Origin of the sequence: Pseudomonas sp. Q11, from assembly GCF_024494355.1 — a bacterium.
GTDB lineage: Bacteria > Pseudomonadota > Gammaproteobacteria > Pseudomonadales > Pseudomonadaceae > Aquipseudomonas > Aquipseudomonas hefeiensis.
In genome coordinates this window covers 30,122-54,894 of record NZ_JAKNQY010000014.1, presented here as the reverse complement: position 1 = coordinate 54,894, position 24,773 = coordinate 30,122, and the positions used below count along the sequence as shown (strand labels likewise).

Here is a 24,773-nt window from a genome sequence, read left to right as displayed (position 1 = left end):
GGCAAGGTGCCATTATTCTGCCTCTACTCAGGTTCCAGCGTTTTGATGTGCGTCAACAGACCACAAAATCCCTTGTGGGAGCGAGCCTGCTCGCGATTGCAGTGGATCAGCTTGCCCCTAGGCCGACTGATACACCGCTATCGCGAGCAGGCTCGCTCCCACAGGGTCTCATTGGGTCAGGAAATGATGGGCAACCCAAAAAACGCCCGGGCACAGGCGCTGCTATGGGCGGCCAGGTCTTGCTGGCTTTCGCCCCGATGCAAAGCGACTTCGCGCAACGTTTCGGTCAGGTAGGCCGGTTCGTTGCGGCCATTCTTGGGTTTGGGGCGCAGCGTGCGAGGCAACAGGTACGGTGCATCGCTTTCAAGCATCAAGCGAGCGCGGGGAATCTCCCGCACCAATGGATGCAGATGTGTCCCCCGGCGCTCATCGCAGATCCAGCCTGTGATGCCTATATGCAAGTCCAGGTCGAGATAGGCGAACAGGGCCTTTTTTTCACCGGTAAAGCAGTGCACCACCGCTGCGGGCAATTGGTCGCGAAACTCCCGCAGGATTTCCAGCAGCCGCTGATCGGCATCACGTTCGTGAAGGAAGACCGGCAATTGCAACTCCACTGCCAGGGCGAGGTGTTCTTCCAGGACTTTTTCCTGCTGCGGGCGCGGGGAGAAGTCCCGGTTGAAATCCAGTCCGCATTCACCCACTGCGCGGACGCGGTCTTGCGTCAGCAGGTCTTTGAGATGCCTGGCGCTATCGGCGTTCCAGTCGCTGGCGCTGTGAGGGTGAATACCGGCGGTGGAAAACAGCCGCTCCCCGGTGTCATCGAGGCGCTGGCATAACTCAAGCGCCTGTTCGCTACCCTCGACGCTGGTACCGGTCAAGACCAGTTGGCAGACACCGGCTGCATAGGCGCGCTCAAGCACCGCCTGGTGTTTGTCGGCAAAACTGGGGTTGGTCAGGTTGACGCCGATATCGATGAGTTGCATGGTGCTACCTCGACCCAAAGGCCGCAAAGCATATCAGAGCTGTAGATTTATAAGAAAAGCCAAGAACTACAACGAGTTGAGGCTGTCTGTTGAGGCCACCAGACCGGTCGGGTTGGTATAAACGCCAGCACTGTGCCAGTCTTTCGCACTTTTCAGCGCCCCAGGTGCTCTGTTTCTGTCGACCCCAGCTTCGATATTTCAAGACTGCGGGCCGCGGTATCCTTTCGGAGAGTGGATGACACGTCCCCAAGTGTTATTGCTGCTGTGTTGTTCGCTGTTGCTGCCGATGCTGGCCGAGGCGCGGCTGCCCGGGCCGGTACAGGTGGTAGTGCCGACGACGGTGCGCGACCTCGCGCAAATCCGCAGCAGCCGGGTCCTGAAAGTACTGGTCAACCAGAGCCGCAACAGCTCTGGCGAAGTCAAGGGGCAACCCATTGGCGTCGAATATCATCGGTTGCGTGCCTTCGAGCAATACCTCAACGGCCACGCTCGCGATGACCAGAAAATCACCCTCAAGATCATTCCCAAGGCCAAGGACCAACTGCTGGGCGCCTTGCAGCGTGGAGAGGGCGACCTGGTCGCGCCCGGTGAGTTGCTCGAGCCCCAGGCTGGCCATGCGGTCAGCGCCAGCCATCCGATTCGCACCGACGTGCCGTTGCTTCTGGTGGGAGCCAAGGGCCAGCGGCGCTACACGCGCGTAGAGCAACTGTCGGGCAAGACCTTGGCCCTGCCCAACGGTAGCGCCGCGGGGGAGGCCCTGGGGCAGATCAACCAGAAGCTGGCGCTGCGTAAACTGCCGCCGGTGAAGATCGAGTGGGTCGACCCGACCCTGGCGGTGGAAGATGTGCTGGAAATGGTTCAGGCCGGGATTTTCCACCTGACCATCGTCGAGCAGCCCATCGCCGAGCGTTGGGGCAAGCTCCTGCCCAAGCTGCGTTTCGACCGGCAGGTGCTCATTGGCGAACCGGCTGATGAATATTGGTTTGTCCGCCGTGACGCCGCCATGCTGCGAGCGAGCATCGACCGCTTCCTGACGACCTATAAGGCGCCCTCCAACCAGGACGCCGCGTTTCTGCGCATCTATCGCCGCTTGTACCGGGTTCACAATCCGCTGGCCCGTGCCAATCGCCAGCGTCTTGAAAAATTGCGCCCGGTGCTGCAAAAACATGCTGCGGCCCAGGGCATGGATTGGCTCAACCTGGCGGCGCTGGCCTTCAAGGAGTCCTCCCTTCAACCCCGCGCCCGCAGCGGCAGCGGCCCGACCGGTCTGATGCAGATTACCCCGTCGGCAGCCCGGCGGGTCGGGGTCCACAACATCCAGAACCTGGACGCCAACGTGCAGGCCGGCGCCAAGTACCTGGCCATGATCCGCCGCAAGTTTTTTGCCAGCCCCAAGCTCAACGAGCGCGAGCGGATGGCCTTCGTCCTGGCCGCCTACAACATGGGGCCTGAGCGGGTCCAAGGCATGCGCGCCGAGGCCAGGCGGCGGGGGCTGAACCCCAATCAGTGGTTCTTCCAGGTCGAACGCATCGCCATGGAGCAGGTGGGAATGGGCGCAGTAAGCTACGTTAATAGTGTGAACAAATACTATCTGGCGTTTGATCGTGAACGGGAGTCGCTGGAACCCAGGGAGCAAAAGGTTGTTGTACGTAAATGATCGAGTAAATTGATTGGTATCACGGATTTTTTCCGCTTTTATCATGCATTTTTTTGATTAATATAGCGGCCAACCCCACTTATCCCAAGGAATGAACCTAATGAGCACTTTCATCAACAAAGTACTGTTTACCCAAGCTGGCTATGGCCTGACCGTCCTGCGCATCGTTGTCGGGATCATCTTTGCCGCCCACGGCTCACAGAAACTCTTCGGCCTGTTCGGTGGCTACGGCTTGACGGGGACAGCGCAGTGGATGGAAAGCATCGGCCTGACTCCCGGTTACCTGATGGCGACACTGGCGGGCGGCACCGAGTTTTTCGCCGGGCTGGCATTGATCATCGGCCTGTTGGCACGTCCCGCGGCGTTGGGACTGGCCTTCCTGTCGCTGGTGGCGATTTTCTCCGTGCACATTGGCAACGGGTTGTTCATGGCCAACAACGGTTATGAGTTTGCCCTGGCGTTGCTGGCAGGCAGCGTTGCGGTGCTGATCGAAGGTGCGGGCAAGCTGTCGGTCGACCAGGCCATCGCTCGCTGATTGCACACCTGAATCATTGAAGGCCCGTCTGGAACGGGCCTTTTTTGTGCGCGCAGATTCTTGACACTGGCCGGTCAGCTTCTCTAGGATGCCGCTCATGCGCCGATTTAAACAGCTACTTGCGGGGCGCCAGGTGACTCATTCAGTCACCGATAGAAGCCGGTAAAACAGGGCTTCGAAATACCGCTAAAGCGCTGGTTCGGTGTTGCCTCTCACCTGCCATGCAGACTTTTGAGGCAGAGACACGACACGATGAACGCATCCAGCCCCCTTGTACGTCTTGCGCCGATCACGGCGAACCTTCTGCAACGCAATCCAAAAATCCTCCTGGGTGGTACTCACCAGCCAACGCTATTGCGTTATCTCGACGGCTGGCCGCGACGCAAGCATGGACCGGCGGCGTTCCTTATTCAGTTTGTCGAAGACGGTGAGTCCTTGGCGCGTTTTGCCAACGACAGTTTCGATCTGGCCGTTATCCAGTCCCCCAGTGCGGCGCACGCCAGCGAAATGATCCGGCAATTGACCCGCGTGGCCCGACAGGGGCTGATTACTCGCCGCTGAGGTGAGCGGAGCGGATGGGCAAGCGTGCAGTTTTTGCACACTGAGGTTGCGGAGCCGACCCGTCAGACGTTCAGAGTAATGACTTGGTTTTTCGGGCCTGGGTCGCTGAAGCTTTATATGTATTCAATGTGAGTGACATATAAAAGTTGTTCCCCGGCGGGTGTTTGAACCTTGATTTCAGCATCCAGCGCTTTGCCGATCAACGCCCGCGCCAATGGTGAGTCGATGCTGATGAGGTTCTTTTTCAGGTCCAGTTCGTCGGGGCCAACGATGCGATAGCGAGACTCTTTGCCGTCCTCATCTTCAACCGTGACCCAGGCGCCGAAATACACTTTGTTCGGGTCGCTGGGTTTTTCACTGACCACCTTGAGGGCTTCCAGGCGCTTGGTGAGGAAACGCACGCGGCTGTCGATTTCCCGCAGCATTTTCTTGCCATAGGTGTATTCGGCATTTTCCGAGCGATCCCCCTGGGCCGCCGCCTCGCTGACCGCCTGGGTCACCTGAGGACGGCGCACATGCCACAACTCATGAAATTCGGCGCGCATCCGCGCCTCGCCCTCGGGGGTGATCAGCGCGGTGCCGGCGGTGCGGGGTGGGCGATAACGGCTCATGGCAACTTCTTGTGATGGAGAAGCCGGGAGTCTATCAACCCTCGCGCAAGACTGTCAGCGGGCTGGCGTTGAGCGCTCGACGGGTGCCGAACACGCCGGCGGCGCCGATCAATAATGCTCCCACCAGCGGCAGTACCAGCAGCCATGGATGCGGATGCCAGGGCAGGTCGAACGCGTAACGGTAAAGCACCAGGCTCACCAGTTCCGAACCCAGGGCCGCGAGCAAGCCACTGACCGCTCCCAGCAGGCCGAATTCGATGCGCCGGGCCTTGACCAATAACGTTCGTTCGGCGCCCAGTGCGCGTAACAGCGCACCCTGGTGGATCCGCTCATCGAGGGTTGCCTGCAGGCCGGAGAACAGCACGGCCATTCCTGCCGCCAGTACAAACAGCAACACATACTCCACGGCCAGGGTCACCTGGGCCAGGATACTGCGCAGTTGCTCGAGCAGGGCTTCGACTTGCAGGATCGTCACCGCCGGGAAGGCCCGGGACAGGTCGACAATCTGCTGGTCGTGGCCTGCCGAGAGGTAGAAGCTGGTGAGGTAGGTGGCCGGTAGATCCTTCAGCGTGCCAGGCTGGAAGATCATGAAAAAGTTAGGCTGGAAGTTGTCCCAGTTGATCTCTCGCAAGCTGGTGACCTTCGCCTCACGATTGACCCCGCCCACGTTGAAAACCAGACGGTCCCCCAGCACGATCTTGAGGTTCTCGGCCACCTTGCCTTCTACCGAAACGCCCGGAATATCGTCCGGCGGTTGCTGCGGCCACCAGGTCCCTGCGGTGACGACGTTGCCCGCCGGCAGGTCCGCGGCCCAGGTCAGGCTCAGGTCGCGTTGCAGCGCCCGGTCCCCGGCCGAGTCCTTGGTGACAAACTCCTTGGCCGGCTCGCCGTTGATACTGATCAGGCGTCCCGGTACCACGGGGTAGAGCGGGGCCGATTGCGCCGACAATTCCAGCAGTTTGTCGGTGAAGGCCTGCTTGTCATTGGGCAGAATGTTCAGGGCGAAATAGTTCGGGGCGTTTTTCGGCAACTGGTTTTGCCAGGTGTCCAGCAGCTCGCCGCGCAATAGGGCGATCAGCGCCATGGACAATAGAATCAGGCCGAACGCCAACGCCTGGCCGGCTGCCGCCAAAGGGTGGCGCAATAGCTGGCCCAGGCCGAGCCGCCAGGGCAGCGAGGCGCGTGCCAGCATCCTGCGCAGGCTCTGGAGCAGCAGCAACAGCAGGCCGCCGAGCACCAACGCTGCGATGACGCCGCCGCCAAGCAGGGCGAAGGTCAGGACCAGGTCCAGGCTCAAGCGCCACATGATCAGGCCGAGGGCACCCAGGGCGGCGCCATAGACCACCCAGGTGCTGGAAGGAATCGGCAGCATGTCCCGGCGCAAGACGCGCAAGGGGGGGACGCGTCCCAATGCAGCCAATGGGGGCAGGGCGAAGCCCGCCAACGCCACCATTCCGGTACCGATTCCGGCAATGGCCGGCAGCAGGCCACCCGGCGGGACGGTGGTGGGTAGCAGGTCATGCAGTAGCGCAAACAGCCCCAGTTGGGCGATCCAGCCGAGCAGGGCACCGCTGAGGCTGGCCAGCAGGCCCAGCACGGTTAACTGCAGGCTGAACAGCACCATGGTTTCCCGGCGTGACAACCCCAGGCAGCGCAGCAGCGCGCTGGCATCAAAACGACGGGTGGCGAAGCGGTTGGCTGAGAGGGCGACGGCGACGCCGGACAGCAGCACCGCCACCAGGCTGGCCATGTTCAAGTACCGTTCGGCCTTGCCCAGGGCGCCTCCGATCTGCCGGTTGCCATCGCGTGCATCCTGCAGACGCTGGTTGGGCTCCAGGCCCGGCTTGATCAGGTCGCGGTAGGTTTGCAGCGCTGGCGCCGGGCCGCGCCACAGGTCGCGATAACTGACGCGGCTGCCGGGCTGCACCACGCCGGTGGCGTCCAGGTCCTTGAGGTTAATCATGACCCGGGGCGTGAGGCTGTAGAAATTGCCGGCGCGATCTGGTTCGTAGGTCAAAACACGGCTCAGGCGCAGGGGCTGGTTGCCGACGTCGATGCTGTCGCCAATTTTCAGGTCCAGCGCCGTCAGCAGCCGCGCTTCGACCCAGGCCTCGCCAGGGTTCGGTCGTCCGCCGGTTTCTTCCGGGGCGAACGGGGCCGGGGCGCTTTTCAGTTCGCCGCGCAAGGGGTAGATGTCATCGACGGCCTTGACGCTGGAAAGCTGAATGCCATTGTCGGTGGCCACGACGCTGGAGAACTCCACCACCCGGGAATGTTCGAGGCCCAGGTCGGTGCCACCGCGAATCTGTTCGGGGCGGGCAGGCGAGCTGCCTTCGAGCAGCAGGTCGGCGCCAAGGAATTCGGTGGCGCGCATCATCATCGCGCCGTTGAGGCGGGCCCCGAAGTAGCCGATGGCGGTACTCGCTGCCACCGCCACCAGTAGGGCGAAGAACAGCACGCGCAACTCGCCGGCGCGGGCGTCGCGCAGCAATTGACGGACAGCGAGACTGAACAGGCGCAACAGCGGCAAGCGTGCCATCAAGGCTCCAGGGGGGCGACCATCTGGCCGGCTTCAAGTCGAATCAGGCGCCGGCAACGATGGGCCAGGCGTTCGTCATGGGTGACCAGCACCAGCGTGGTGCCGCTTTCCTTGTTCAATTCGAACAGAAGATCGCTGATGCGCTCACCGGTGTGGCTGTCGAGGTTGCCAGTGGGTTCGTCGGCAAACAGCACGTCCGGCTCGGCCGCAAAGGCACGGGCAATCGCCACGCGTTGCTGCTCGCCGCCGGAGAGCTGGCGAGGCGAATGGGTCAGGCGCTGGCCCAGGCCGACCCGCTGCAGTAATTCCGTCGCGCGTTCGCGGGCATCCTTGCGCCCGTCAAGCTCCAACGGCAGCATGACGTTTTCCAGCGCATTGAGGCTGTCGAGCAGTTGGAACGACTGGAAGACAAAGCCGACATGCTCGGCGCGGATCCGCGCCCGCTGGTCTTCATCCAGAACGCTGAGGGCTTGACCTGCGAGGGTCACTTCACCGCTGCTGGGCAGATCGAGACCGGCCAGCAGGCCCAGGAGGGTGGATTTGCCGGAACCGGATGCGCCGACGATGGCCAGGCTGTCGCCCGTGTTCAGTTCCAGGCTGAGTTCGTGCAGGATAGTCAGTTCACCTTCCGCGCTGGGAACCACTTTGCTAAGGTCCTTCGCGGTGAGAATGCTTGAGCCCATGGAGAATCCGATGCGTGTGTGGTTTTTGAGTGCCGGCCTGGCCTTGATGTGCATGGCCCAGAACGCAGCGGCGGGTACAGTCCTGATCGTTGGCGATAGTATCAGCGCCGCTTTCGGCCTGGATACCCGGCAAGGTTGGGTATCCTTGCTCGAACAACGGCTCAAGGCCGAAGGTTTCGACGACAAAGTGGTCAATGCTTCTATCAGTGGCGACACCAGTGCAGGCGGCCAGGCGCGGCTGCCGGCGCTGCTTGCAGCCCATAAGCCGGACCTGGTGATCCTGGAGCTGGGGGGTAACGATGGCTTGCGCGGACAGCCACCCACGCAATTGCAACAAAACCTTGCAGCGATGATCGACAGCTCCCGCGCCAGCGGTGCCAAGGTGCTGCTGCTGGGCATGCAGTTGCCGCCCAATTATGGGCGGCGCTACACCGATGCCTTCGCCCGGGTCTACAGCACCCTGGCCGAAGAGAAAAAAGTACCGCTGGTGCCGTTTTTCCTTCAGGACGTTGGCGGTGTTCCGGGGATGATGCAGGGCGATGGCTTGCACCCGTCCGTCGCGGCCCAGGGCAAGTTGCTGGAAAATGTCTGGCCGACGCTAAAACCGCTGCTTTGACGCTTTTCTACAGGCGGTCTTTCGGCTAATGTGGCGCCCCCGATTTGGAGCCCCCGATGCCGCGTCCCGCCTGGTCCCTGTTTGCCTACCAACTGATCGAGCCTGACGAACAGCTGGACCTGTTCGCCTGCCAGGAAGTGCGGGTGCATCTGGTGACCCGGCAACTGGAACTCGGTGGCTCGGCCGACCGGACCCTGTGCGGCAGCCTGCTGCCAGCCCAGCCGCGCTGGTCGGCCGTTGATCGCAAGATATTCCAGGATCATCGCCTGTGTTCATTGTGCCGAGCGATCCTGGAGTCCCAGAAGCGCGGCACCTCGCCGATCTGGCCGGAACTGCGGTTCGAGTTGTAATCCCCCTGATTCCCGGTATGTCCCTTGTGGGAGCGAGCCTGCTCGCGATGGCGGCGCCACATTCAATATTAATGCAAGCAGGCCCACCGCTATCGCGAGCAGGCTCGCTCCCACAGGGTTCTATTTCGGTCTCTGGAAATGCTACGCATCGGACACCTCATTGCCTCTCTCCCCGAAATAACGGGGGGCGGTGTACAATCACAGTCTTCATACCCTCTGTTCGACCTGCAAAGGATTTCCCGGATGTTGCTGCGCTTGCCTGCCGTCACCCGCTGCCTATCTCTTGCCGCCCTGTGCATGGCTGGTCCCGTTGCCGCTCTGGAGCTGCCTTTGCCTCCGCCAGGCGAAGACATTGTCGGCCAGGTGCAGGTCATCAAGGCCAAATACGAAGACACCTTCGCCGACCTGGGCACTACCTACGACCTGGGCTACACCGAGATGGTCGCTGCCAACCCGGGCGTCGATCCCTGGTTGCCGGGCGCGGGCACCGAGATCGTGCTGCCGACCCGTTTCATCCTGCCGCCTGGCCCGCGCGAGGGCATCGTGATCAACCTCGCCGAGTACCGCCTCTATTACTTCCCCAAGGGCCGGAACGTGGTCTACACCTTCCCGCTGGGGATTGGTCGTGAAGGTTGGGGATCGCCGATCGCCCACACCAGCATCATTGCCAAGACACCGAACCCGACCTGGACCCCGCCGGCCTCGATCAAGGCCGAGCATGCCGCCGACGGCGATCCGCTGCCGAACGTGGTGCCGGCCGGTCCCGATAACCCCTTGGGTCCGTTCAAGTTCACCCTGGGCACTCCGGGTTACCTGATCCATGGTTCGAACAAGAAGTTCGGCATCGGCATGCGCACCAGCCACGGTTGTTTCCGGATGTTCAACAACAACGTGCTGCAGATGGCCGACATGGTGCCGGTGGGCACCTCGGTACGGATCATCAGCGATCCCTACAAGCTGGGTGTGAGCGGCGGGAAGGTTTATCTGGAGGCCCATACACCGCTGGACGACAACGGCAACCCGTCGGTAGTGGACAAGCACACCGCGGTGATCAACACGATGCTCAAGCGTGAGGACATCACCAGCAACCTGCGTATGGACTGGGATGTGGTGCGTGACGTGGTGGCTGCCGAAGACGGCCTGCCGGTCGAGATCGCCGTTCCGAATACTTCGGCACCCATGGTCTCGAGCGCGCCGATCGATCTGCAACAGTAAAACCTGCCATAGAGACCCGCCGGCGTTTCGCGATGTCGGCGGGTTTTTTATCGTCTGGGGAAACGTCGGGCAATAAAAAAGCCGACCCAAAAAATGGGTCGGCTCGATAACAATCCCGGAGGACTATTACTTGCGGCTAGCTTTTTCCAGCATGCGCAGAGCACGCTCGTTAGCTTCGTCAGCAGTCTGTTGTGCTTTTTGAGCAGCAGCCAGAGCTTCATCAGCTTTACGGTAAGCTTCGTCTGCACGAGCTTGGGCGCGAGCTGCTGAGTCTTCGGTAGCAGTCAGACGTGCTTCGGTTTCTTTCGATGCGCTGCTGCAACCGGTAGCCAGAACTGCGGCCAGGGCCAGAGCAGAGAATTTCAGAACGTTGTTCATCGTGTTCCCCTTCAAGGACTTTCTATTAAATGACTGTCTCCTCACAGTGAGGAGTTAGCCGGCGTACATACTACCCATTACTTGTAGTAAGTAAACTGACGTAGCGCAAGAAGCAAAAAAATTGTAGGCGGTGATTCTTTTTCGAGCAACTTTTTGGGGTGTTGTTTAAAAAATATGCAGCCTCAGGCTCCTCGCTTGAGCGCGTCATTGAGCAAAAGTTCCGTCCAGAGAGAACTTTTCTTCAACCCCGTTAACGTCGTTGTTTATTGATTCGCCTAAACTTTTGAGCGTTTTTTGCTCAGTGGGTTGGGTATCTTTATTGGTGTTGGCGGTGACTTTAATAACCGGCGCTCGTCTCACGACTCAACAACTGGCGATGTTCAGCTATTGCGCCTTGGCCGACTAGCGCGTGACGGGTGGCGCTCAATCGATAAACCCGATCGGGTTTTACCCTCATTGACGGGCGTGCCTTGAGCATTTGCGTCATTGGTGCCTACTATTCACGACGTGCTCGGGGTTGAGCGGTGGGTGTTGGCGCTCGGTGACCAGACAGGCACGGGGTGGCGTAGATGTTCCTTCGCCGGAAAAACATCGGTAAGGTAGGGGTCAGCATTCAGACCCGCGAGGAGTAGTGATGAGCGAGGCGTTGTCCATCCACCATGACCAGGCTGGTCATCAGTTCGAGACCAATGTGGACGGTCATCGTGCCTATCTGACTTATATGGATCTGGGCAAACAGACCCTGGATATCTATCGCACCTTCGTGCCCAACGCCTTGCGCGGCCGCGGCATTGCGGCGGCATTGACTGAAAGGGCACTGCAATACGCCGACGAAATGGGTTACACGGTGATCCCGTCATGCTCCTACGTGGAGCGCTACATGGAGCGTCACCAGCGCCACGCGGCCAAGCTCTGATTCAACGGATACCATAAAAAAACGCCGGGCTGAAAAGCCCGGCGTTTTTTTATGCCTTGAGGAGAGCAAAGATCGCAGGCTTCACCAGCGCCTACGCATAGCCGGTGTAGGAGCTGGTAGGAACTGGTAGGAGCTGTCGAGTGCAACGAGGCTGCGATCTTTTCTACCCGCGCTGACGTCCAGGCAACACATCCTTGAGCTTGGCGTGCATGCTGCGCAGGGTGTTCTCGGTCGCGCTCCAGTCGATACAGGCATCGGTGATGGACACGCCGTACTGCAAGTCCGCCAGATCCTTGGGGATCGCCTGGCAGCCCCAGTTCAGATGGCTTTCGACCATCAGGCCGATGATCGACTGGTTGCCTTCCAGGATCTGGTTGGCCACATTTTCCATCACCAGTGGTTGCAGCGCCGGATCCTTGTTGGAGTTGGCGTGACTGCAGTCGACCATGATGTTCGGCTTGATCTTGGCCTTGTTCAGCGCCTGTTCACACAGCGCGACGCTGACCGAATCGTAGTTCGGTTTGCCGTTGCCACCGCGCAACACCACGTGACCATAGGCGTTGCCCTTGGTGGTGACGATCGATACGCCACCTTCCTGGTTGATGCCCAGGAAGCGGTGAGGGCTGGAAACCGATTGCAGGGCGTTGATGGCCACGGTGAGGCCACCGTCGGTGCCATTCTTGAAACCCACGGCCGAGGACAGGCCCGAAGCCATTTCACGGTGAGTCTGGGATTCGGTGGTCCGTGCACCGATGGCCGACCAGCTGATCAGGTCCTGCAAGTACTGCGGGGAGATCGGGTCCAGGGCTTCGGTAGCGGTGGGCAGGCCCATTTCGGCCAGGTCCAGCAGCAACTGGCGACCGATGTGCAGGCCGTCCTGGATCTTGAAGGAGTCGTCCAGGTACGGGTCGTTGATCAGGCCTTTCCAGCCGACGGTAGTCCGAGGCTTCTCGAAATACACGCGCATCACCAGGTACAAGGTATCGCTGACTTCCGCCGCCAGCACTTTCAGGCGTTCGGCATATTCGTGGGCGGCCTTGAGGTCATGGATCGAGCAGGGCCCGATGACCACGAACAGGCGATGGTCGGTGCCGTCGAGAATGTTGCGAATGACTTCCCGGCCCTTGGTCACGGTGCGCAGTGCAGCGTTGCTCAAGGGGATATCGCGCTTGAGCTGGTCAGGCGTGATGAGGGTCTCGTTGGAGGCGACGTTTAGGTCATTGATCGGTAAATCAGCCATCGTGTTACTCGTCAGGTCACGGGTGCCGGCCGCCAGCGATCCCCGCGCGGCGGTGCACAGCGGATTTAAGCGCGTCGGGGAGCCGAACCTTAGCGCGTTACGAGGTTGCTCGACAATGGGCAGGCACGGGTTTAATTGTGGCAAGGGCGCTTGCTCCCACTGGACTCGTAGGAGCTGTCGAGCGAAGCGAGGCTGCGATCTTTCCACAGCCGAGTGAGTCGAGAGCGAAAGATCAAAAGATCGCAGGCTTCGCCAGCTCCTACAGAGCCAGGCTATGCAATGATGCGCATGGGCTGTTTACCAGAGGAGTAGCAATGATGCAGGCAGGCGTTAAACCGCGGGTCGGGATGATCGGCACCGGTGCGATCGGCGGGTTCTATGGCGTGATGCTGGCTCGCGCCGGTTTTGACGTGCACTTTTTACTGCGCAGCGAATTCGGGACGGTGGCCGACGGCGGCTTGCGAGTCGACAGCGCGGTTCACGGCGCGCTGACGCTCAACCCGGTCCAGGCGTATCGTTCGGCAGCCGACATGCCATCCTGCGACTGGTTATTGGTCGGTGCCAAGACCACCAGCAATGCCGATCTGGCCCCGGCCATCATCCAGGCCGCCGCTGAGGGGGCGAAAGTCCTGTTGCTGCAGAATGGCCTTGATGTTGAAGACGACCTTCGACCGTTGCTGCCTGATTCACTGCACCTGCTGGGCGGTCTGTGCCTGATCTGTGTACATCGCGCCGGCCCCGGCGTTATCACTCACCAGGCCCTGGGTGCGGTCAACATCGGTTACCACAGTGGCCCTTGCCGCGATCAGGCTGAGCGCATGGCGATTGTCGAGCAAGGGGCAGGGCTGTTCCGTACCGCCGGTGTGGATTCCCAGGCCATGCCCGACCTGCAGCAGGCGCGCTGGCAGAAACTGGTGTGGAATGTGCCGTACAACGGCCTTTCGGTTCTGCTGGATGCCAGTACCACGCCGTTGATGGCCGATAGTGACAGCCGCGGGTTGATCCAGGCTTTGATGGGGGAGGTGGTGCGTGGCGCCCAGGCTTGCGGCCACCACATTGCGCCGGGCTACGCCGAATATTTGTTTGCGATGACCGAAAAAATGCCCGACTACTGGCCGAGTATGTATCACGATTATTCGCACCAGCGCGCGCTGGAGCTGGAGGCTATTTACAGCCGACCCTTGGCGGCGGCGAAACGGGCCGGTTGTGAGCTGCCGAAAATTGAAGCCTTGTATCAGGCGTTGGCATATATAGACCGCCGAAACCGCTGATCGGGCGAAAGGGGAGCGACATGGCAAACAACATCGACGACAAACTGGTGCTGGCGATTTCATCGCGTGCGCTGTTCGATCTGAGTGACAGTCACAAGGTGTATCTGTCGGGCGGTGTCGAGGCCTACCGGCAATATCAGATTGAACATGAGGACGAAGTCCTCGAACCCGGCGACGCCTTCGCTCTCGTGCAAAAGCTGCTGAGTCTCAACGAGCATCTGGGGCGTGCGCGGGTCGAGGTGATTCTGGTGTCGCGCAACAGCGCCGACACTGGCCTGCGAGTGTTCAACTCGATTCATCATTATGGTCTGGCGATTTCCCGCGCGGCGTTCGTCGGCGGTCGCAGTCCTTACCCTTATTTGAAGGCGTTCGGCTGTGATCTTTTTCTCTCTACCCACGCTGAGGATGTGCGCAGTGCCCTGGACGCCGGGTTTGCCGCGGCGACCATTCTGTCGGGCGGTGCCAGCCGCGCCGCGAGCGAGGAACTGCGCATCGCTTTCGACGGTGATGCGGTGTTGTTTTCCGACGAATCCGAGCGTGTCTATCAGAGCGGCGGCCTGGCCGCGTTCCAGGCCAGCGAGCGGCAGGCGGCCCGTGAGCCGCTGCGCGGCGGGCCGTTCAAGGGCTTTTTGGCGGCACTCAATGCACTGCAACGTGAGTTCCCCGAAGACGCCTGCCCAATTCGCACGGCGCTGGTCACTGCCCGTTCGGCACCGGCCCACGAGCGTGTCATTCGTACGCTGCGCGAATGGGATATTCGTCTGGATGAGTCGCTGTTTCTGGGCGGCCTGACCAAATCGGCGTTTCTCGAAGCCTTCGCCGCCGACGTCTTTTTCGACGACCAGACCGGCCACTGCGAACTGGCGCGCGAGGTAGTCGCCACCGGTCATGTGCCCCACGGCATCAGTAACGAAGTGAAGCTCTGACCGCCCGTTGTTCGGACGTTACAGCAAACGTCGTACTCCTCAAGGCGCTGCTAAGCTGAATCCATCTCCGCCATTCTGGCACGCGAGGAGGTCACATGATTGGTTCGATGCTGTACGCCACAGACCTGGGACTTTACGCCCCTTATGTGATGCAGCATGCCTTGGCGTTGGCACGGACGTTTGGAGCCGAGTTGTATGTGGTGCATGCGGTAGAGCCGATGGGGCTGTTCGCGGAGTCGGTGTTACAAAGCTATCTCGACGAGCAGGCGCTGAACGAATTTCATCGCCAAGGTCTGAGTACGGTGATGGCCAATATTGAGCAACGGGTGCTTGACAGCTTTCGCGAAGAGCTGGGGGAGGGGCAGCAGGACTTGAAGCTGATCAAGTCGGTCAGGGTGTTTCAGGGCGATCCATCCCAGGTCATTCTCGAACAGGCTGCGAAACTCTCTGTCGATTTGCTGATCGTAGGCAGTCATTGCCAGGGGGCGAGCGGTGAAACGCCTCTGGGCAGGACCGCTGCGCGGGTATTGCAGTTATCCCGGGTGCCGGTCTACCTGGTGCCGCTGGTGCAGCGGCGACGTCAGGGAGAGGCTTGAGGCAAAGTAGTGGCTTTTTTATAAAAAGTTCTAGATTAATTAATACAGCCATTCATATAGTTATATACCGTCGCTGATGCCCGTGGCGTCCAACTGCTTTGAGGGATACATATGAAGCTTCAACAACTGCGCTACATCTGGGAAGTGGCGCACCACGACCTCAACGTTTCCGCTACTGCCCAAAGCCTCTATACGTCGCAACCCGGCATCAGCAAGCAGATCCGCCTGTTGGAGGATGAGCTGGGGGTCGAAGTTTTCGCCCGCAGCGGCAAGCACCTGACCCGCGTGACCCCGGCCGGTGAGCGCATCATCACCACGGCCGGGGAGATCCTGCGCAAGGTCGAAAGCATCAAGCAGATTGCCCAGGAGTTTTCCAACGAGAAAAAAGGCACTCTGTCGATTGCCACCACCCACACCCAGGCCCGTTATGCGTTGCCGCCGGTAATCAGCAACTTCATCAAGCAATACCCGGACGTAGCCCTGCATATGCACCAGGGCTCGCCGATGCAGATCGCTGAAATGGCGGCTGATGGCACCGTGGATTTCGCCATCGCCACCGAGGCCCTGGAATTGTTCGGTGACCTGGTGATGATGCCCTGCTATCGCTGGAACCGCTGCGTGGTCGTGCCCCAGGGCCATCCGCTGACCAAACTGCCAAAGTTGACCCTCGAGGCCCTGGCCGAATACCCCATCGTGACTTATGTGTTCGGTTTCACCGGTCGTTCGAAACTCGACGAAGCCTTCAGCCATCGCGGCCTGACCCCGAAAGTGGTGTTCACCGCCGCCGACGCCGACGTCATCAAGACCTATGTGCGCCTTGGCCTGGGCGTGGGCATCGTGGCGAAAATGGCCGTCGACACCAAGCTGGACGGCGACCTGGTGGTGCTGGATGCCAGTGAGTTGTTCGAGTCCAGCGTGACCAAGATCGGTTTCCGGCGCGGTACCTTCCTGCGTGGTTTCATGTGCGACTTCATCGAAAAGTTCGCGCCCCACCTGACCCGGGAAGTCATGGCCAAGGCCATCCAGTGCCACAACAAGCAGGAACTCGAAGAGCTGTTCGACGGTGTGGAATTACCGGTGCACTGAGCAGTGAGCGCTAGATCGCCTCGGTGACAGTGAACTGTTGCCGGGCGCCCGCGACGACGATCTCCACTTCATCCCCTTCGAATTTGCCCAGCAGGCTTCGTCCCAGCGGCGAGCGAGGGGTGATGACGGTGATCGGTTGCCCCACCAACGACACTTTCAACCCCGCTGCATCCGGCCCCAAAAACAGCCATTGCTGACGGTCATCCTCATCCGCCAGTCCGATCAACGTGCCAATCTGTATGCCGCGCTGTTCGTCGTAGGGCCTTAGTATCAGGTTCTGGCAGAGAGCGAGGGCCTGGCGGATTTCTTCAACACGCCTGGCCTGCCCGGCGGCGAGGTAAGACGCTTCAAGGCCCAGGGTGTCGTATTTGTTCTCGGCGATGTTTTCCTCGTGGGTCGCGGTTTCGTAGGCCGTCTGCGCGGCGCGCTCGGCGATCCCGAGGTCAATCCTGAGTTTGTCGAGAATCAGTTGGTGGACGATCTGTTTGTTCATGATCAATCGCAAAATTGCAGAACGTTGGCGCGGCTCTTTTCACTGGGCGCATTCTGGTCCTGTTGCAGCCAGAACTGACACTTGGGATTGGACAGATTGCGAGGATCGCTGCGAGCTTGATCCAGGGCCTGTCGTTGTTCGTTGCGTTGCAGATTTTGCTGGTATTGCTCGAACATGGGGGTTGGCGGTTCCGGGGCCGGTTGCACCGCCGGCGGTTGCCTCAGTTGCTGCACGGCCGCGGCCACTGGCGCCAGTTGTTCGTTGAGCAGGAATCTGGACAGCAGCCAACCAGTCAACACGATGGCGAGGAATCCCAGCCACAGGCCCAGGGCAATGCTGACGGTCAATTGCAAGGCGGTAAGGCGTGGCGCTGGCGGGTGATCGGACATGGCTGCTTCCTGGCAATGGACACGTGATAGGCGGCGATTGTCGCATGAAGATTAATCGCCGTCGGCTCTTCTGCATCATCGGTTTAATGCGGGACAATCGGGCCTTTGCCACAGGGAGTCGGGAATGACCGTGCGCTGGGATATTTTTTGCACCGTCGTCGATAACTTTGGCGACATCGGCGTCACTTGGCGCCTGGCTCGGCAATTGGTGGCCGAGCATCAATGTGCGGTGCGGTTATGGGTCGATGACCTGCGAGCCTTCGAACGATTGTGTCCGCAAATCGACATTACGCTTTGCGAGCAATGGCAACAGGGTGTGCAAGTGTGCCATTGGCCTGAGCACTGGCCGTCCACCGAAGCCGCCGATGTGGTGATCGCCGCGTTTGCCTGCCAGTTGCCGAGCGCCTACATGGACGCGATGGCCGAGCGTCAGACCACGCCGTTGTGGATGAACCTCGATTACCTGAGTGCGGAGGATTGGGTCATCGGGTGCCACGGATTACCCTCGGTCAAATACAAGCACGTGCAGAAGTATTTCTTTTTTCCGGGCTTTCGGGAGGGAACGGGGGGGCTGCTGCGTGAAGCCGGCCTTCTGGAGCAGCGTCGGCAGTTTCAGCAGGATGCCCAGGCGCAACGGATTTTTCTGGAGGCGTTGGGAGTCCATCGGACGCCGGGCTCGCGTCTGATCTCGCTGTTTGCCTACGAAAACGCCGGGCTTGCCAGTTGGTTCGATGCCATGGTGGCCGATCCCCACGCCTATCATGTGTTGATTCCCGAAGGGCGGGTGCTCGGCGATGTCCAGCGCTGGCTTGGCATCGATGGCCTGAAGGCCGGTGCGGTACATCAACGTGGCGCCCTGACGGTGCAGGTGCTGCCGTTCGTCCGGCAGGATCAATATGATCAACTCTTATGGTGCTGCGATTTCAATGCCGTGCGGGGTGAGGACTCCTTTGTGCGCGCCCAATGGGCCGGTCGACCGCTGCTCTGGCATATCTACCAGCAGGAAGAAGACGTCCACCTGGAAAAACTCGAGGCATTTCTCCGGCTGTACACCCACGGTCTTTCGGAGCCGGCACAAACAGCGATCAGCGGTCTCTGGCGATCCTGGAATGCTGGCCAGGGCATGGCCGAACACTGGAAAATGGTCGAACAACAGCAACAGGAACTGCTCGAGCATGCCCAGGCATGGTGTCTGGAACAGGCCTCGCGACCCGATCTTGCCGCAGCGCTGGTGAAGTTTTATGTAAATTGGCTATGATACGCGGCCTAGATTTTTGTAAATCCCATCCAAATTCGGATATTCGCAATGAAAACTGGTAAAGAACTGAAACCCGGGACCGTGATCCGTCTCGAAAACGATCCTTGGCTGGTTCAGAAAGCTGAGTTCACCAAGTCGGGTCGTAACAGCGCGATCATGAAGACCAAGCTGAAGAACCTGCTGACCGGTTACAAGACCGAGATCGTCTACAGCGCCGATGACAAACTGGACGATGTGATCCTCGATCGCAAAGAAGCGACCCTGTCCTTCATCAGCGGTGACACCTACACGTTCATGGACACCACTGACTACACCATGTACGAGCTGAACGCCGAAGACATCGAAAGCGTTCTGCCGTTCATCGAAGAAGGCATGACCGACGTCTGCGAAGCGGTGTTCTTCGAAGAGCGCCTGGTATCCGTAGAACTGCCGACCACCATCGTGCGTCAGGTTGACTACACCGAAGGTTCCGCTCGCGGTGACACTTCCGGCAAGGTCATGAAGCCTGCCAAACTGAAGAACGGTACCGAACTGTCGGTCGCTGACTTCATCGAAATCGGCGACATGATCGAGATCGATACCCGCGAAGGCGGTTCCTACAAAGGCCGCGCTAAATAAGCGAAGTCTTGTGTATGAAAAAGCCCGACCATTGAGTCGGGCTTTTTTATTTCTGCTGGATCATGTTTAGACACCGGGAACAGAGGGAGCGGGTGGCGAAGCTTGTGTGGGAGCAAAGCTTGCTCGCGATTCAGACGCTCCGGTTCCAGAGATACCACGCTGTGTTCATCGCGGGCAAGCCTTGCTCCCACAGGGTTTCGCCACAAGTCACTTCAGATGTTGTTTCAGTTCTTGAGACACCTGCAAAATCGCCGAGCGCACCGCCGGGACCTGGCTCACTACGTTGAGCAAACCATAATCGTGAATCATGCCGTTGTAGCGAACGGCCGTGACCGGTACGCCAGCAGCGTCCAGTTTGCGGGCGTAGGCTTCACCTTCATCGCGCAACACATCGGCCTCGGCGGTCTGAACCAGCGCTGGCGGCAGGCCCTTGAGTTGTGCAGGGGTGGCCCGCAGCGGCGAGGCATAAATCTCGTTACGTTGCCCGGCATCGGTGGTGTAGTTGTCCCAAAACCACTTCATCATGTTGCGGGTGAGGAAGTGTCCTTCGGCGAACTGGTTGTAGGATGCGGTCTCGAAGCTGGCGTCGGTCACCGGCCATAACAAGGCCTGGAATTTGATCGCCGGGGTACCTTTGTCCTTGGCCATCAGTGCCACGACAGCGGCCATGTTACCGCCAACGCTGTTGCCCGCCACCGCGAGGCGCTTGCCGTCGACATTGATTTGCTTGCCGTTCTCGGCCACCCATTTTGTGGCGGCGTAGGCCTGGTTGATCGCCACCGGATAGTGCGCTTCGGGTGAGGGCGTGTAGTTGACGAACACTGCGACGGCACCTGATCCGGCCACCAGATCCCGAACCAGCCGTTCGTGAGTTGGGAAATCTCCCAGTACCCAACCACCGCCGTGGAAGAACATGAACACCGGCAACTCACCCTTGACCCCGGCCGGCCGGACGATGGTCAGGCTGATTGGCTGGCCATCGACCTCAATGGTCTTCTCGCTGACGTCGGCCTTGGGCAAGCTCAGTTTCACCCCTGCCTGGGCGCCGACCAGTACCGCGCGGGCGTCCTTGGGCGACAGTTGTTCCAATGGCTTGCCGGTGCCGGCATTCAGCGCATCGAGAAACGCCTGGGTGTTGTGTTCGACGATGCCGTCGGCCAAAGCGTTGCCGACGCTCAGTGCCAGAAGGGTGCCGGTCAAGGCTTTGCTGAAGGTGTTCATGTGCATCTCCTTAAATACAGGCCGTAAGAGGTTGGTTAAACGGTGACGTGCAGGCGCACATCGACGTTGCCGCGGGTGGCGTTGGAGTACGGGCAGACCTGGTGAGCTGCTTCCACCAAGCTCTGTGCATCGGCCTGGTCCAGACCGGGCAAGCTGATGTGCAGGTCGATGTCGAGGCCGAAACCACCGGGAATCTGGCCGATGCCGACATGGGCGGTGATCGAGGCGTCGTCCGCAATTTTGCGCTTGCTTTGGCTTGCGACGAATTTCAAGGCGCCGATGAAGCAGGCCGAGTACCCGGCGGCGAACAGCTGTTCCGGGTTGGTTGCCGCGCCGCCTGCGCCGCCGAGTTCTTTGGGGGTGGCGAGTTTGACGTCGAGGATGTTGTCGCTGGAGATTGCCCGACCATCACGGCCGCCGGTGGAAGTTGCGATTGCGGTGTAGAGAGTTTGCATGGTGAGAGCCTCGCTTCTGAGTTGTTGTTGAAGCGCTAAATATTTGCGCGCTAAGTAGGTGTGAGGCAAATGTATAGCGCTAATATTTTGCGCGCAATATAAATTTTCGAAGTGCATGGAGTTTCACCCGCTAAAACGGCGTGGATCCCTTGAGCTAGAGCGTTTTCATCAGATTAAAATTTTTCCCGGGAGGGACGAAGGGGTCAGGAGGTGATCGGACTGTCGCCATCGCGAGCAGGCTCGCTCCCACATTTTGATCTTTGGTGGACGCACTTTTTGTGTCCAACACAGATCGTTGTGGGAGCGAGCCTGCTCGCGATAGCGTTGGGGCAGTTGACGGTGCTGCTGGACAGGCTGTGTTTCAGAGGCTGTCTTGCAAATGCCCGCGCAGCTCTTGCAGGTCAAGCTGCAGTTTCTTCAACTGCTCCAGGGTCTGGCCACTGGCGCCGAGAATGCACTGGGGAATGTCGAGAGCCTTTTCCCGCAAGGCACGGCCTTGCTCGGTGAGCTCTACGATGACCACCCGTTCATCTTCACGGCTGCGGGTGCGGCTCAGTAAACCCTCGGCCTCCAGGCGCTTGAGCAATGGGGTCAGTGAACCCGGATCGGTGAGCAAGCGGTTGCTGATTTCACCGACAGTCAGGCCGTCCTTTTCCCACAACACCATCATCGCCAGGTACTGCGGATACGTCAGGCCCAGGGCTTGCAGCAGCGGCTTGTAGACTTTGGTCATCAGCAGCGACGTGGAGTGCAGGGCGAAGCACACCTGATTGTCGAGCAACAGGGCTTCGCAGGGTTCGGGGGTGTCGCGCTGGGTACTCATGGCAGAACCTTCATTCAATGATCGTTACGAATCTAGCGGGCGAACCTTTAATGCGCCAGATAATTCTAACGTGCTGATCAGATGTTGCGTTCCCCCGTAGGCGCCGACTGCGTAGGATAAGCGCCCTGATTAAGGGGGAATCGGTTGTGATCGAAGGTGTGATGTATCTGGCGTTCGGTGCCGCATTAGGCACTTTGGGGGGATTGTTCGGGATTGGTGGCGGGTTGATTGCCATTCCGGTGCTGGGTGTGTTGTTCGGACTCGACCAGCAGATTGCCCAGGGGACGGCCTTGGTGATGGTCGTTCCAAACGTGATGCTCGCCTTGTGGCGCTACCACCAGCGCAATCGCATTGAAATGCGTCATGTACTGCCACTGGCCTCCATGGGTTTTTGCTTTGCCTGGCTTGGCTCGATCTGGGCCGTGGGCATCGATGCGCAAAGCATGCGAATCGGCTTCGTGGCCTTCATGATCGTCCTGGCGGCCTACAACCTGATCCGCCTGTTCGCCGCCAGCGCACCGGCTTCGGCGCAGATGCGGTATGGCTGGCCGTGGCTCGCCGTGCTGGGGGCGGCGTCGGGGACCATGGGCGGGTTGTTCGGTGTCGGCGGGGCGGTCGTCGCGACGCCATTCCTGACCAGCCTGTTCGGCACCAGTCAGGTGGTCGCCCAGGGATTGTCCCTCTCGCTGGCCTTGCCCAGTACCGGCGTGACCCTTGCCACGTATGCGGTGCATCATCAAGTGGACTGGTGGATCGGCCTGCCGCTGGCCGCTGGCGGCCTGCTCAGTATCAGTTGGGGGGTAAAGGTCGCCCACGCCATGCCGGAGCGGCTGCTGCGCGGGCTGTTCTGCGGTTTCCTGGTGCTGTGCGCGATCTTGCTCGCCCTTAAAGTTTGAAACCTTCGACGATGTGCTCGGCCAGGCACTCGGTGATCGGCGACGGATGATGAAGGTTGCGGATCAGCATGATGCTGGCCTCGGGCAACTCCGGCAGGTTTTCCGCCTCGCCCAGCACGCGCATGTCCGGGGTCAGCAGGCTTTCCAGTTGCGCGGTGATCGCCAGGCCCGCGCCGACCACCGCCATGAGCGCCGACAGGCTGGAGCTGTTGTACGCCACGCGATAATCGCGGCCCATGGCATCCAGTGCATTGCAGGCCCATTGCCGGCAGAAGCAATCACTGTTGAACATCGCCAACGGCAGCGGTGTTTGCTCATGCACGCTGAAGCACGCCGCTTCGGCCCAGACAAAGCGCTCCTTGCGCAATAGCTGGCCGATTTCGTCCCCCGGTTTGCGGGTGACGATGGACAGGTCCAGATCCTGGCGCAGCAGCAACTGCTTGGACGACTCGCAGTGCACTTCAATTTCGATCAAGGGATAGAACTGGGCGAAGCGCTGCAGGATCCCCGGCAAAAAACGCATCACATAATCGTCCGGGGTGCCGATGCGCACCGTGCCGACCATGTGCGGTTCACGCAGGGTGTTGAACACCTCGCTGTGCAGCTTGAGGATCCGCCGGGCGTAGCCCAGCAACACCTGGCCTTCGGCGGTGAGCTTGACCTGGCGTCCATCACGCTCGAACAGCCGGCGCTGCAATACATCTTCTTCCAGCCGCTTCATCTGCATGCTGACGGCGGACTGGGTGCGATTGACCAGCTCCCCGGCGCGAGTGAAACCGCCCTGGTCAGCGATGGCGACAAAGGTACGCAGCACTTCCGTATCGATGCTCGGGTAACTCGACAATTGATCAATCTCCGAGATGTATTGCATAAGAAACATTCGTTGGATTGATCTTAGCGTTGGCGCGAGACTTGGGCCATCCCCAACGGAGGACATCACGATGAAAGGTCAAAAAGGTTATCTACTGATAGGAAAACTCTCATCCCATGGCTTTTCGATCAGCGCTCTGCTGCACAAGTTTAGCCGCTGGTACGAATTGCACCACGAACGCGAACTGCTTGCCGGAATGAGCGATGAGGCGCTCAAGGACATCGGCGTCAGCCGTGCCGACGTCGAAAAGGAAGTGGTTCGGCCATTCTGGGATGACCCGATGCACAAATGAGTCATCCTTCCCTACACAAACCGCTTAATGGTGAGGTAGGTTGCGAGCAGACAAGGAGATCTTCATGCCCGCGACTCTGTCCTTTACCCTCAAACAGGCCCGGCGTCTGGCGCTGGCCGCCCAAGGATTCGACGGGCGGCCAACGTCAGCTTCGGTGCAACCGGCGCGCGTTAACCGCCTGATTGAACGCCTTGGCGTCCTGCAGATCGACTCAGTCAATGCATTGGTGCGTTCGCACTACCTTCCGCTGTTCTCCCGTCTCGGTCACTACACCCCCGATTTGCTCGACCAGGCAGCCTGGAGCCAGGGCCGACGTCGTACGCTGTTCGAATACTGGGGCCATGAAGCGTCGCTGCTGCCGATGGCGATGTATCCGCTGATGCGCTGGCGCATGGAGCGTGCGTCCCGCGGAGAGGGCATTTATCGACAGTTGGCGCAGTTCGGTCAGGAGCGCCAGGATGTCATCCGTCGCGTACTGGCTTCGGTCCGTGAGCAAGGCGCCGTGGGGGCGGGCAGCTTGTCCACGCGCCAGGAAAAGGCCGGTCCCTGGTGGGACTGGAGCGCCGAGAAACTTGCGCTGGAATGGCTGTTCGCGGCGGGCGAGGTGACGGTGGCAGGTCGGCGGGGCTTCGAGCGGCTTTACGACTTGCCGGAGCGGGTATTGCCGGCATCGGTCCTGCAACAACCGCTGCCGGACGAGCCCCAGGCCCAGCGCGCCTTGCTGCTGCATGCAGCCCAAGCCTTGGGCGTGGGCACCGAGAAAGATTTGCGCGACTATTTTCGTCTCGATCCGGCCGATAGCCGTGGGCGACTGGCCGAGTTGGAGGAAGCCGGTGAACTGGTGCGCTGCCAGGTGCAAGGCTGGAAGCAACCGGCCTGGTGCTCACCCACCGTGAAAATCCCGCGCAAGGTGGCAGTCAGTGCGTTGTTGTCGCCGTTCGATTCCTTGGTCTGGGAGCGCAGCCGTACCGAGCGGCTGTTCGACTTCCGTTATCGACTGGAGATTTATACCCCGGCGCACAAGCGGGTGTATGGCTATTACGTGTTGCCATTCCTGCACAACGAACGCATTGCGGCGCGGGTCGACCTGCGGGCGGAACGGGCTTTGGGTCGATTGGCGGTGCATGCCGTGCACGAGGAAGAGCCGGGGCTGGACGAGGAGGGGCTGCAGGCCCTGGCGTTGAATCTGCGACGTTTGGCTGACTGGCTGGGATTGGCGCGGGTCCAGCTTAATTGCGCTCGGGTGGGCGGGGTTCGGTTGGCGGGGGCGCTGGCTGAGACGGGTGGAGACTGA

28 protein-coding genes are annotated in these 24,773 nt (G+C 60.2%); 16 read left to right on the top strand and 12 right to left on the bottom strand.

The window, feature by feature from the left end; all coding sequences use genetic code 11:
- Window positions 1-176 precede the first annotated feature (176 nt).
- Window positions 177-983 carry a TatD family hydrolase gene (locus MA884_RS15995; RefSeq protein ID WP_256231423.1) on the bottom strand — a complete coding sequence of 269 codons (807 nt, stop codon included), beginning with the start codon at window positions 981-983 and terminating at the stop codon, window positions 177-179.
- Window positions 984-1,218: 235 nt separating this feature from the next.
- On the opposite strand from MA884_RS15995, the gene MA884_RS15990 reads away from it, so the two are divergent.
- The 3 genes from MA884_RS15990 (at window position 1,219) to MA884_RS15980 (ending at window position 3,736) form a co-directional block, all read left to right on the top strand.
- Entirely contained in the window at window positions 1,219-2,640 is a 1,422-nt protein-coding gene (locus MA884_RS15990; protein WP_256231422.1) for a transglycosylase SLT domain-containing protein, read from the top strand.
- 100 nt (window positions 2,641-2,740) lie between these two features.
- The gene (locus MA884_RS15985; RefSeq protein WP_256231421.1) at window positions 2,741-3,175 is read left to right on the top strand and encodes a DoxX family protein; all 435 of its coding nucleotides are present in this window, start codon (window positions 2,741-2,743) and stop codon (window positions 3,173-3,175) included.
- 252 nt (window positions 3,176-3,427) lie between these two features.
- Window positions 3,428-3,736 (top strand): class I SAM-dependent methyltransferase, encoded by a 309-nt coding sequence (locus MA884_RS15980; RefSeq protein ID WP_256231420.1) that lies wholly within the window; start codon window positions 3,428-3,430, stop codon window positions 3,734-3,736.
- A gap of 113 nt (window positions 3,737-3,849) precedes the next feature.
- Here MA884_RS15980 and greB read toward each other — a convergent pair whose 3' ends face one another.
- From greB to MA884_RS15965, 3 genes are read right to left on the bottom strand one after another with little or no spacing between them, the layout of a single operon-like run.
- On the bottom strand, window positions 3,850-4,347 hold the full coding sequence (greB, locus tag MA884_RS15975) for a transcription elongation factor GreB (protein ID WP_047226347.1): 498 nt from the start codon (window positions 4,345-4,347) through the stop codon (window positions 3,850-3,852).
- A gap of 34 nt (window positions 4,348-4,381) precedes the next feature.
- A complete protein-coding gene (locus MA884_RS15970) occupies window positions 4,382-6,886 on the bottom strand; it encodes an ABC transporter permease (protein WP_256231419.1) in 2,505 nt (834 codons plus the stop codon).
- Window positions 6,886-7,569 (bottom strand): ABC transporter ATP-binding protein, encoded by a 684-nt coding sequence (locus tag MA884_RS15965; RefSeq protein WP_256231418.1) that lies wholly within the window; start codon window positions 7,567-7,569, stop codon window positions 6,886-6,888. The genes MA884_RS15970 and MA884_RS15965 overlap by 1 nt, the downstream gene beginning before the upstream one ends.
- A gap of 10 nt (window positions 7,570-7,579) precedes the next feature.
- Between MA884_RS15965 and MA884_RS15960 the strand changes: the two genes are divergently transcribed.
- From MA884_RS15960 to MA884_RS15950, 3 genes are all read left to right on the top strand, one after another.
- Window positions 7,580-8,185 carry an arylesterase gene (locus MA884_RS15960; RefSeq protein ID WP_256231417.1) on the top strand — a complete coding sequence of 202 codons (606 nt, stop codon included), beginning with the start codon at window positions 7,580-7,582 and terminating at the stop codon, window positions 8,183-8,185.
- 56 nt (window positions 8,186-8,241) lie between these two features.
- Window positions 8,242-8,535: a hypothetical protein gene (locus MA884_RS15955; RefSeq protein ID WP_047226351.1), complete on the top strand. Its 294-nt coding sequence runs from the start codon at window positions 8,242-8,244 to the stop codon at window positions 8,533-8,535.
- Window positions 8,536-8,778: 243 nt separating this feature from the next.
- Window positions 8,779-9,750 (top strand): L,D-transpeptidase family protein, encoded by a 972-nt coding sequence (locus MA884_RS15950; protein WP_256231416.1) that lies wholly within the window; start codon window positions 8,779-8,781, stop codon window positions 9,748-9,750.
- A 126-nt stretch (window positions 9,751-9,876) separates the two neighbouring features.
- On the opposite strand, the gene oprI is transcribed toward MA884_RS15950, so the two are convergent.
- Window positions 9,877-10,128 carry an outer membrane lipoprotei OprI gene (gene oprI / locus MA884_RS15945; RefSeq protein WP_256231415.1) on the bottom strand — a complete coding sequence of 84 codons (252 nt, stop codon included), beginning with the start codon at window positions 10,126-10,128 and terminating at the stop codon, window positions 9,877-9,879.
- A gap of 634 nt (window positions 10,129-10,762) precedes the next feature.
- On the opposite strand from oprI, the gene MA884_RS15940 reads away from it, so the two are divergent.
- On the top strand, window positions 10,763-11,044 hold the full coding sequence (locus tag MA884_RS15940) for a GNAT family N-acetyltransferase (protein ID WP_047226353.1): 282 nt from the start codon (window positions 10,763-10,765) through the stop codon (window positions 11,042-11,044).
- A gap of 163 nt (window positions 11,045-11,207) precedes the next feature.
- On the opposite strand, the gene MA884_RS15935 is transcribed toward MA884_RS15940, so the two are convergent.
- A complete protein-coding gene (locus tag MA884_RS15935) occupies window positions 11,208-12,284 on the bottom strand; it encodes a 3-deoxy-7-phosphoheptulonate synthase (RefSeq protein ID WP_256231414.1) in 1,077 nt (358 codons plus the stop codon).
- 317 nt (window positions 12,285-12,601) lie between these two features.
- Between MA884_RS15935 and MA884_RS15930 the strand changes: the two genes are divergently transcribed.
- The 4 genes from MA884_RS15930 (at window position 12,602) to cysB (ending at window position 16,163) form a co-directional block, all read left to right on the top strand.
- Complete coding sequence (locus MA884_RS15930; protein WP_256231502.1) at window positions 12,602-13,555, top strand: putative 2-dehydropantoate 2-reductase; 954 nt, start codon at window positions 12,602-12,604, stop codon at window positions 13,553-13,555.
- A 20-nt stretch (window positions 13,556-13,575) separates the two neighbouring features.
- Window positions 13,576-14,481, top strand: coding sequence for a 5'-nucleotidase (locus tag MA884_RS15925; RefSeq protein WP_256231413.1), 906 nt, complete (start codon window positions 13,576-13,578; stop codon window positions 14,479-14,481).
- A 95-nt stretch (window positions 14,482-14,576) separates the two neighbouring features.
- Window positions 14,577-15,077, top strand: coding sequence for a universal stress protein (locus MA884_RS15920; RefSeq protein WP_256231412.1), 501 nt, complete (start codon window positions 14,577-14,579; stop codon window positions 15,075-15,077).
- A gap of 111 nt (window positions 15,078-15,188) precedes the next feature.
- Window positions 15,189-16,163 (top strand): HTH-type transcriptional regulator CysB, encoded by a 975-nt coding sequence (cysB, locus tag MA884_RS15915; RefSeq protein ID WP_018603112.1) that lies wholly within the window; start codon window positions 15,189-15,191, stop codon window positions 16,161-16,163.
- A gap of 10 nt (window positions 16,164-16,173) precedes the next feature.
- Here the strand turns inward: cysB and MA884_RS15910 are convergent, their stop codons facing one another.
- Entirely contained in the window at window positions 16,174-16,656 is a 483-nt protein-coding gene (locus MA884_RS15910; protein WP_256231411.1) for a GreA/GreB family elongation factor, read from the bottom strand.
- 2 nt (window positions 16,657-16,658) lie between these two features.
- The gene (locus MA884_RS15905; protein ID WP_256231410.1) at window positions 16,659-17,045 is read right to left on the bottom strand and encodes a hypothetical protein; all 387 of its coding nucleotides are present in this window, start codon (window positions 17,043-17,045) and stop codon (window positions 16,659-16,661) included.
- A gap of 124 nt (window positions 17,046-17,169) precedes the next feature.
- Between MA884_RS15905 and earP the strand changes: the two genes are divergently transcribed.
- The gene (earP, locus tag MA884_RS15900; RefSeq protein ID WP_256231409.1) at window positions 17,170-18,303 is read left to right on the top strand and encodes an elongation factor P maturation arginine rhamnosyltransferase EarP; all 1,134 of its coding nucleotides are present in this window, start codon (window positions 17,170-17,172) and stop codon (window positions 18,301-18,303) included.
- A 48-nt stretch (window positions 18,304-18,351) separates the two neighbouring features.
- Entirely contained in the window at window positions 18,352-18,921 is a 570-nt protein-coding gene (locus MA884_RS15895; protein ID WP_003199385.1) for an elongation factor P, read from the top strand.
- Window positions 18,922-19,128: 207 nt separating this feature from the next.
- Here MA884_RS15895 and MA884_RS15890 read toward each other — a convergent pair whose 3' ends face one another.
- From MA884_RS15890 to MA884_RS15880, 3 genes are all read right to left on the bottom strand, one after another.
- Entirely contained in the window at window positions 19,129-20,142 is a 1,014-nt protein-coding gene (locus MA884_RS15890) for an alpha/beta hydrolase (RefSeq protein WP_256231408.1), read from the bottom strand.
- A 35-nt stretch (window positions 20,143-20,177) separates the two neighbouring features.
- Entirely contained in the window at window positions 20,178-20,597 is a 420-nt protein-coding gene (locus MA884_RS15885; RefSeq protein ID WP_256231407.1) for an organic hydroperoxide resistance protein, read from the bottom strand.
- A gap of 361 nt (window positions 20,598-20,958) precedes the next feature.
- The gene (locus MA884_RS15880; RefSeq protein ID WP_256231406.1) at window positions 20,959-21,420 is read right to left on the bottom strand and encodes a MarR family winged helix-turn-helix transcriptional regulator; all 462 of its coding nucleotides are present in this window, start codon (window positions 21,418-21,420) and stop codon (window positions 20,959-20,961) included.
- A 161-nt stretch (window positions 21,421-21,581) separates the two neighbouring features.
- Between MA884_RS15880 and MA884_RS15875 the strand changes: the two genes are divergently transcribed.
- Window positions 21,582-22,316, top strand: coding sequence for a sulfite exporter TauE/SafE family protein (locus MA884_RS15875; protein WP_256231501.1), 735 nt, complete (start codon window positions 21,582-21,584; stop codon window positions 22,314-22,316).
- Here MA884_RS15875 and MA884_RS15870 read toward each other — a convergent pair.
- On the bottom strand, window positions 22,306-23,160 hold the full coding sequence (locus tag MA884_RS15870; protein WP_256231500.1) for a LysR substrate-binding domain-containing protein: 855 nt from the start codon (window positions 23,158-23,160) through the stop codon (window positions 22,306-22,308). The genes MA884_RS15875 and MA884_RS15870 overlap by 11 nt on opposite strands.
- Before the next feature lie 97 nt (window positions 23,161-23,257).
- Here MA884_RS15870 and MA884_RS15865 point away from each other — a divergent pair, with 97 nt between their 5' ends.
- The gene (locus tag MA884_RS15865; RefSeq protein ID WP_256231405.1) at window positions 23,258-23,479 is read left to right on the top strand and encodes a DUF1127 domain-containing protein; all 222 of its coding nucleotides are present in this window, start codon (window positions 23,258-23,260) and stop codon (window positions 23,477-23,479) included.
- 64 nt (window positions 23,480-23,543) lie between these two features.
- Window positions 23,544-24,773: a winged helix-turn-helix domain-containing protein gene (locus MA884_RS15860; protein WP_256231404.1), complete on the top strand. Its 1,230-nt coding sequence runs from the start codon at window positions 23,544-23,546 to the stop codon at window positions 24,771-24,773.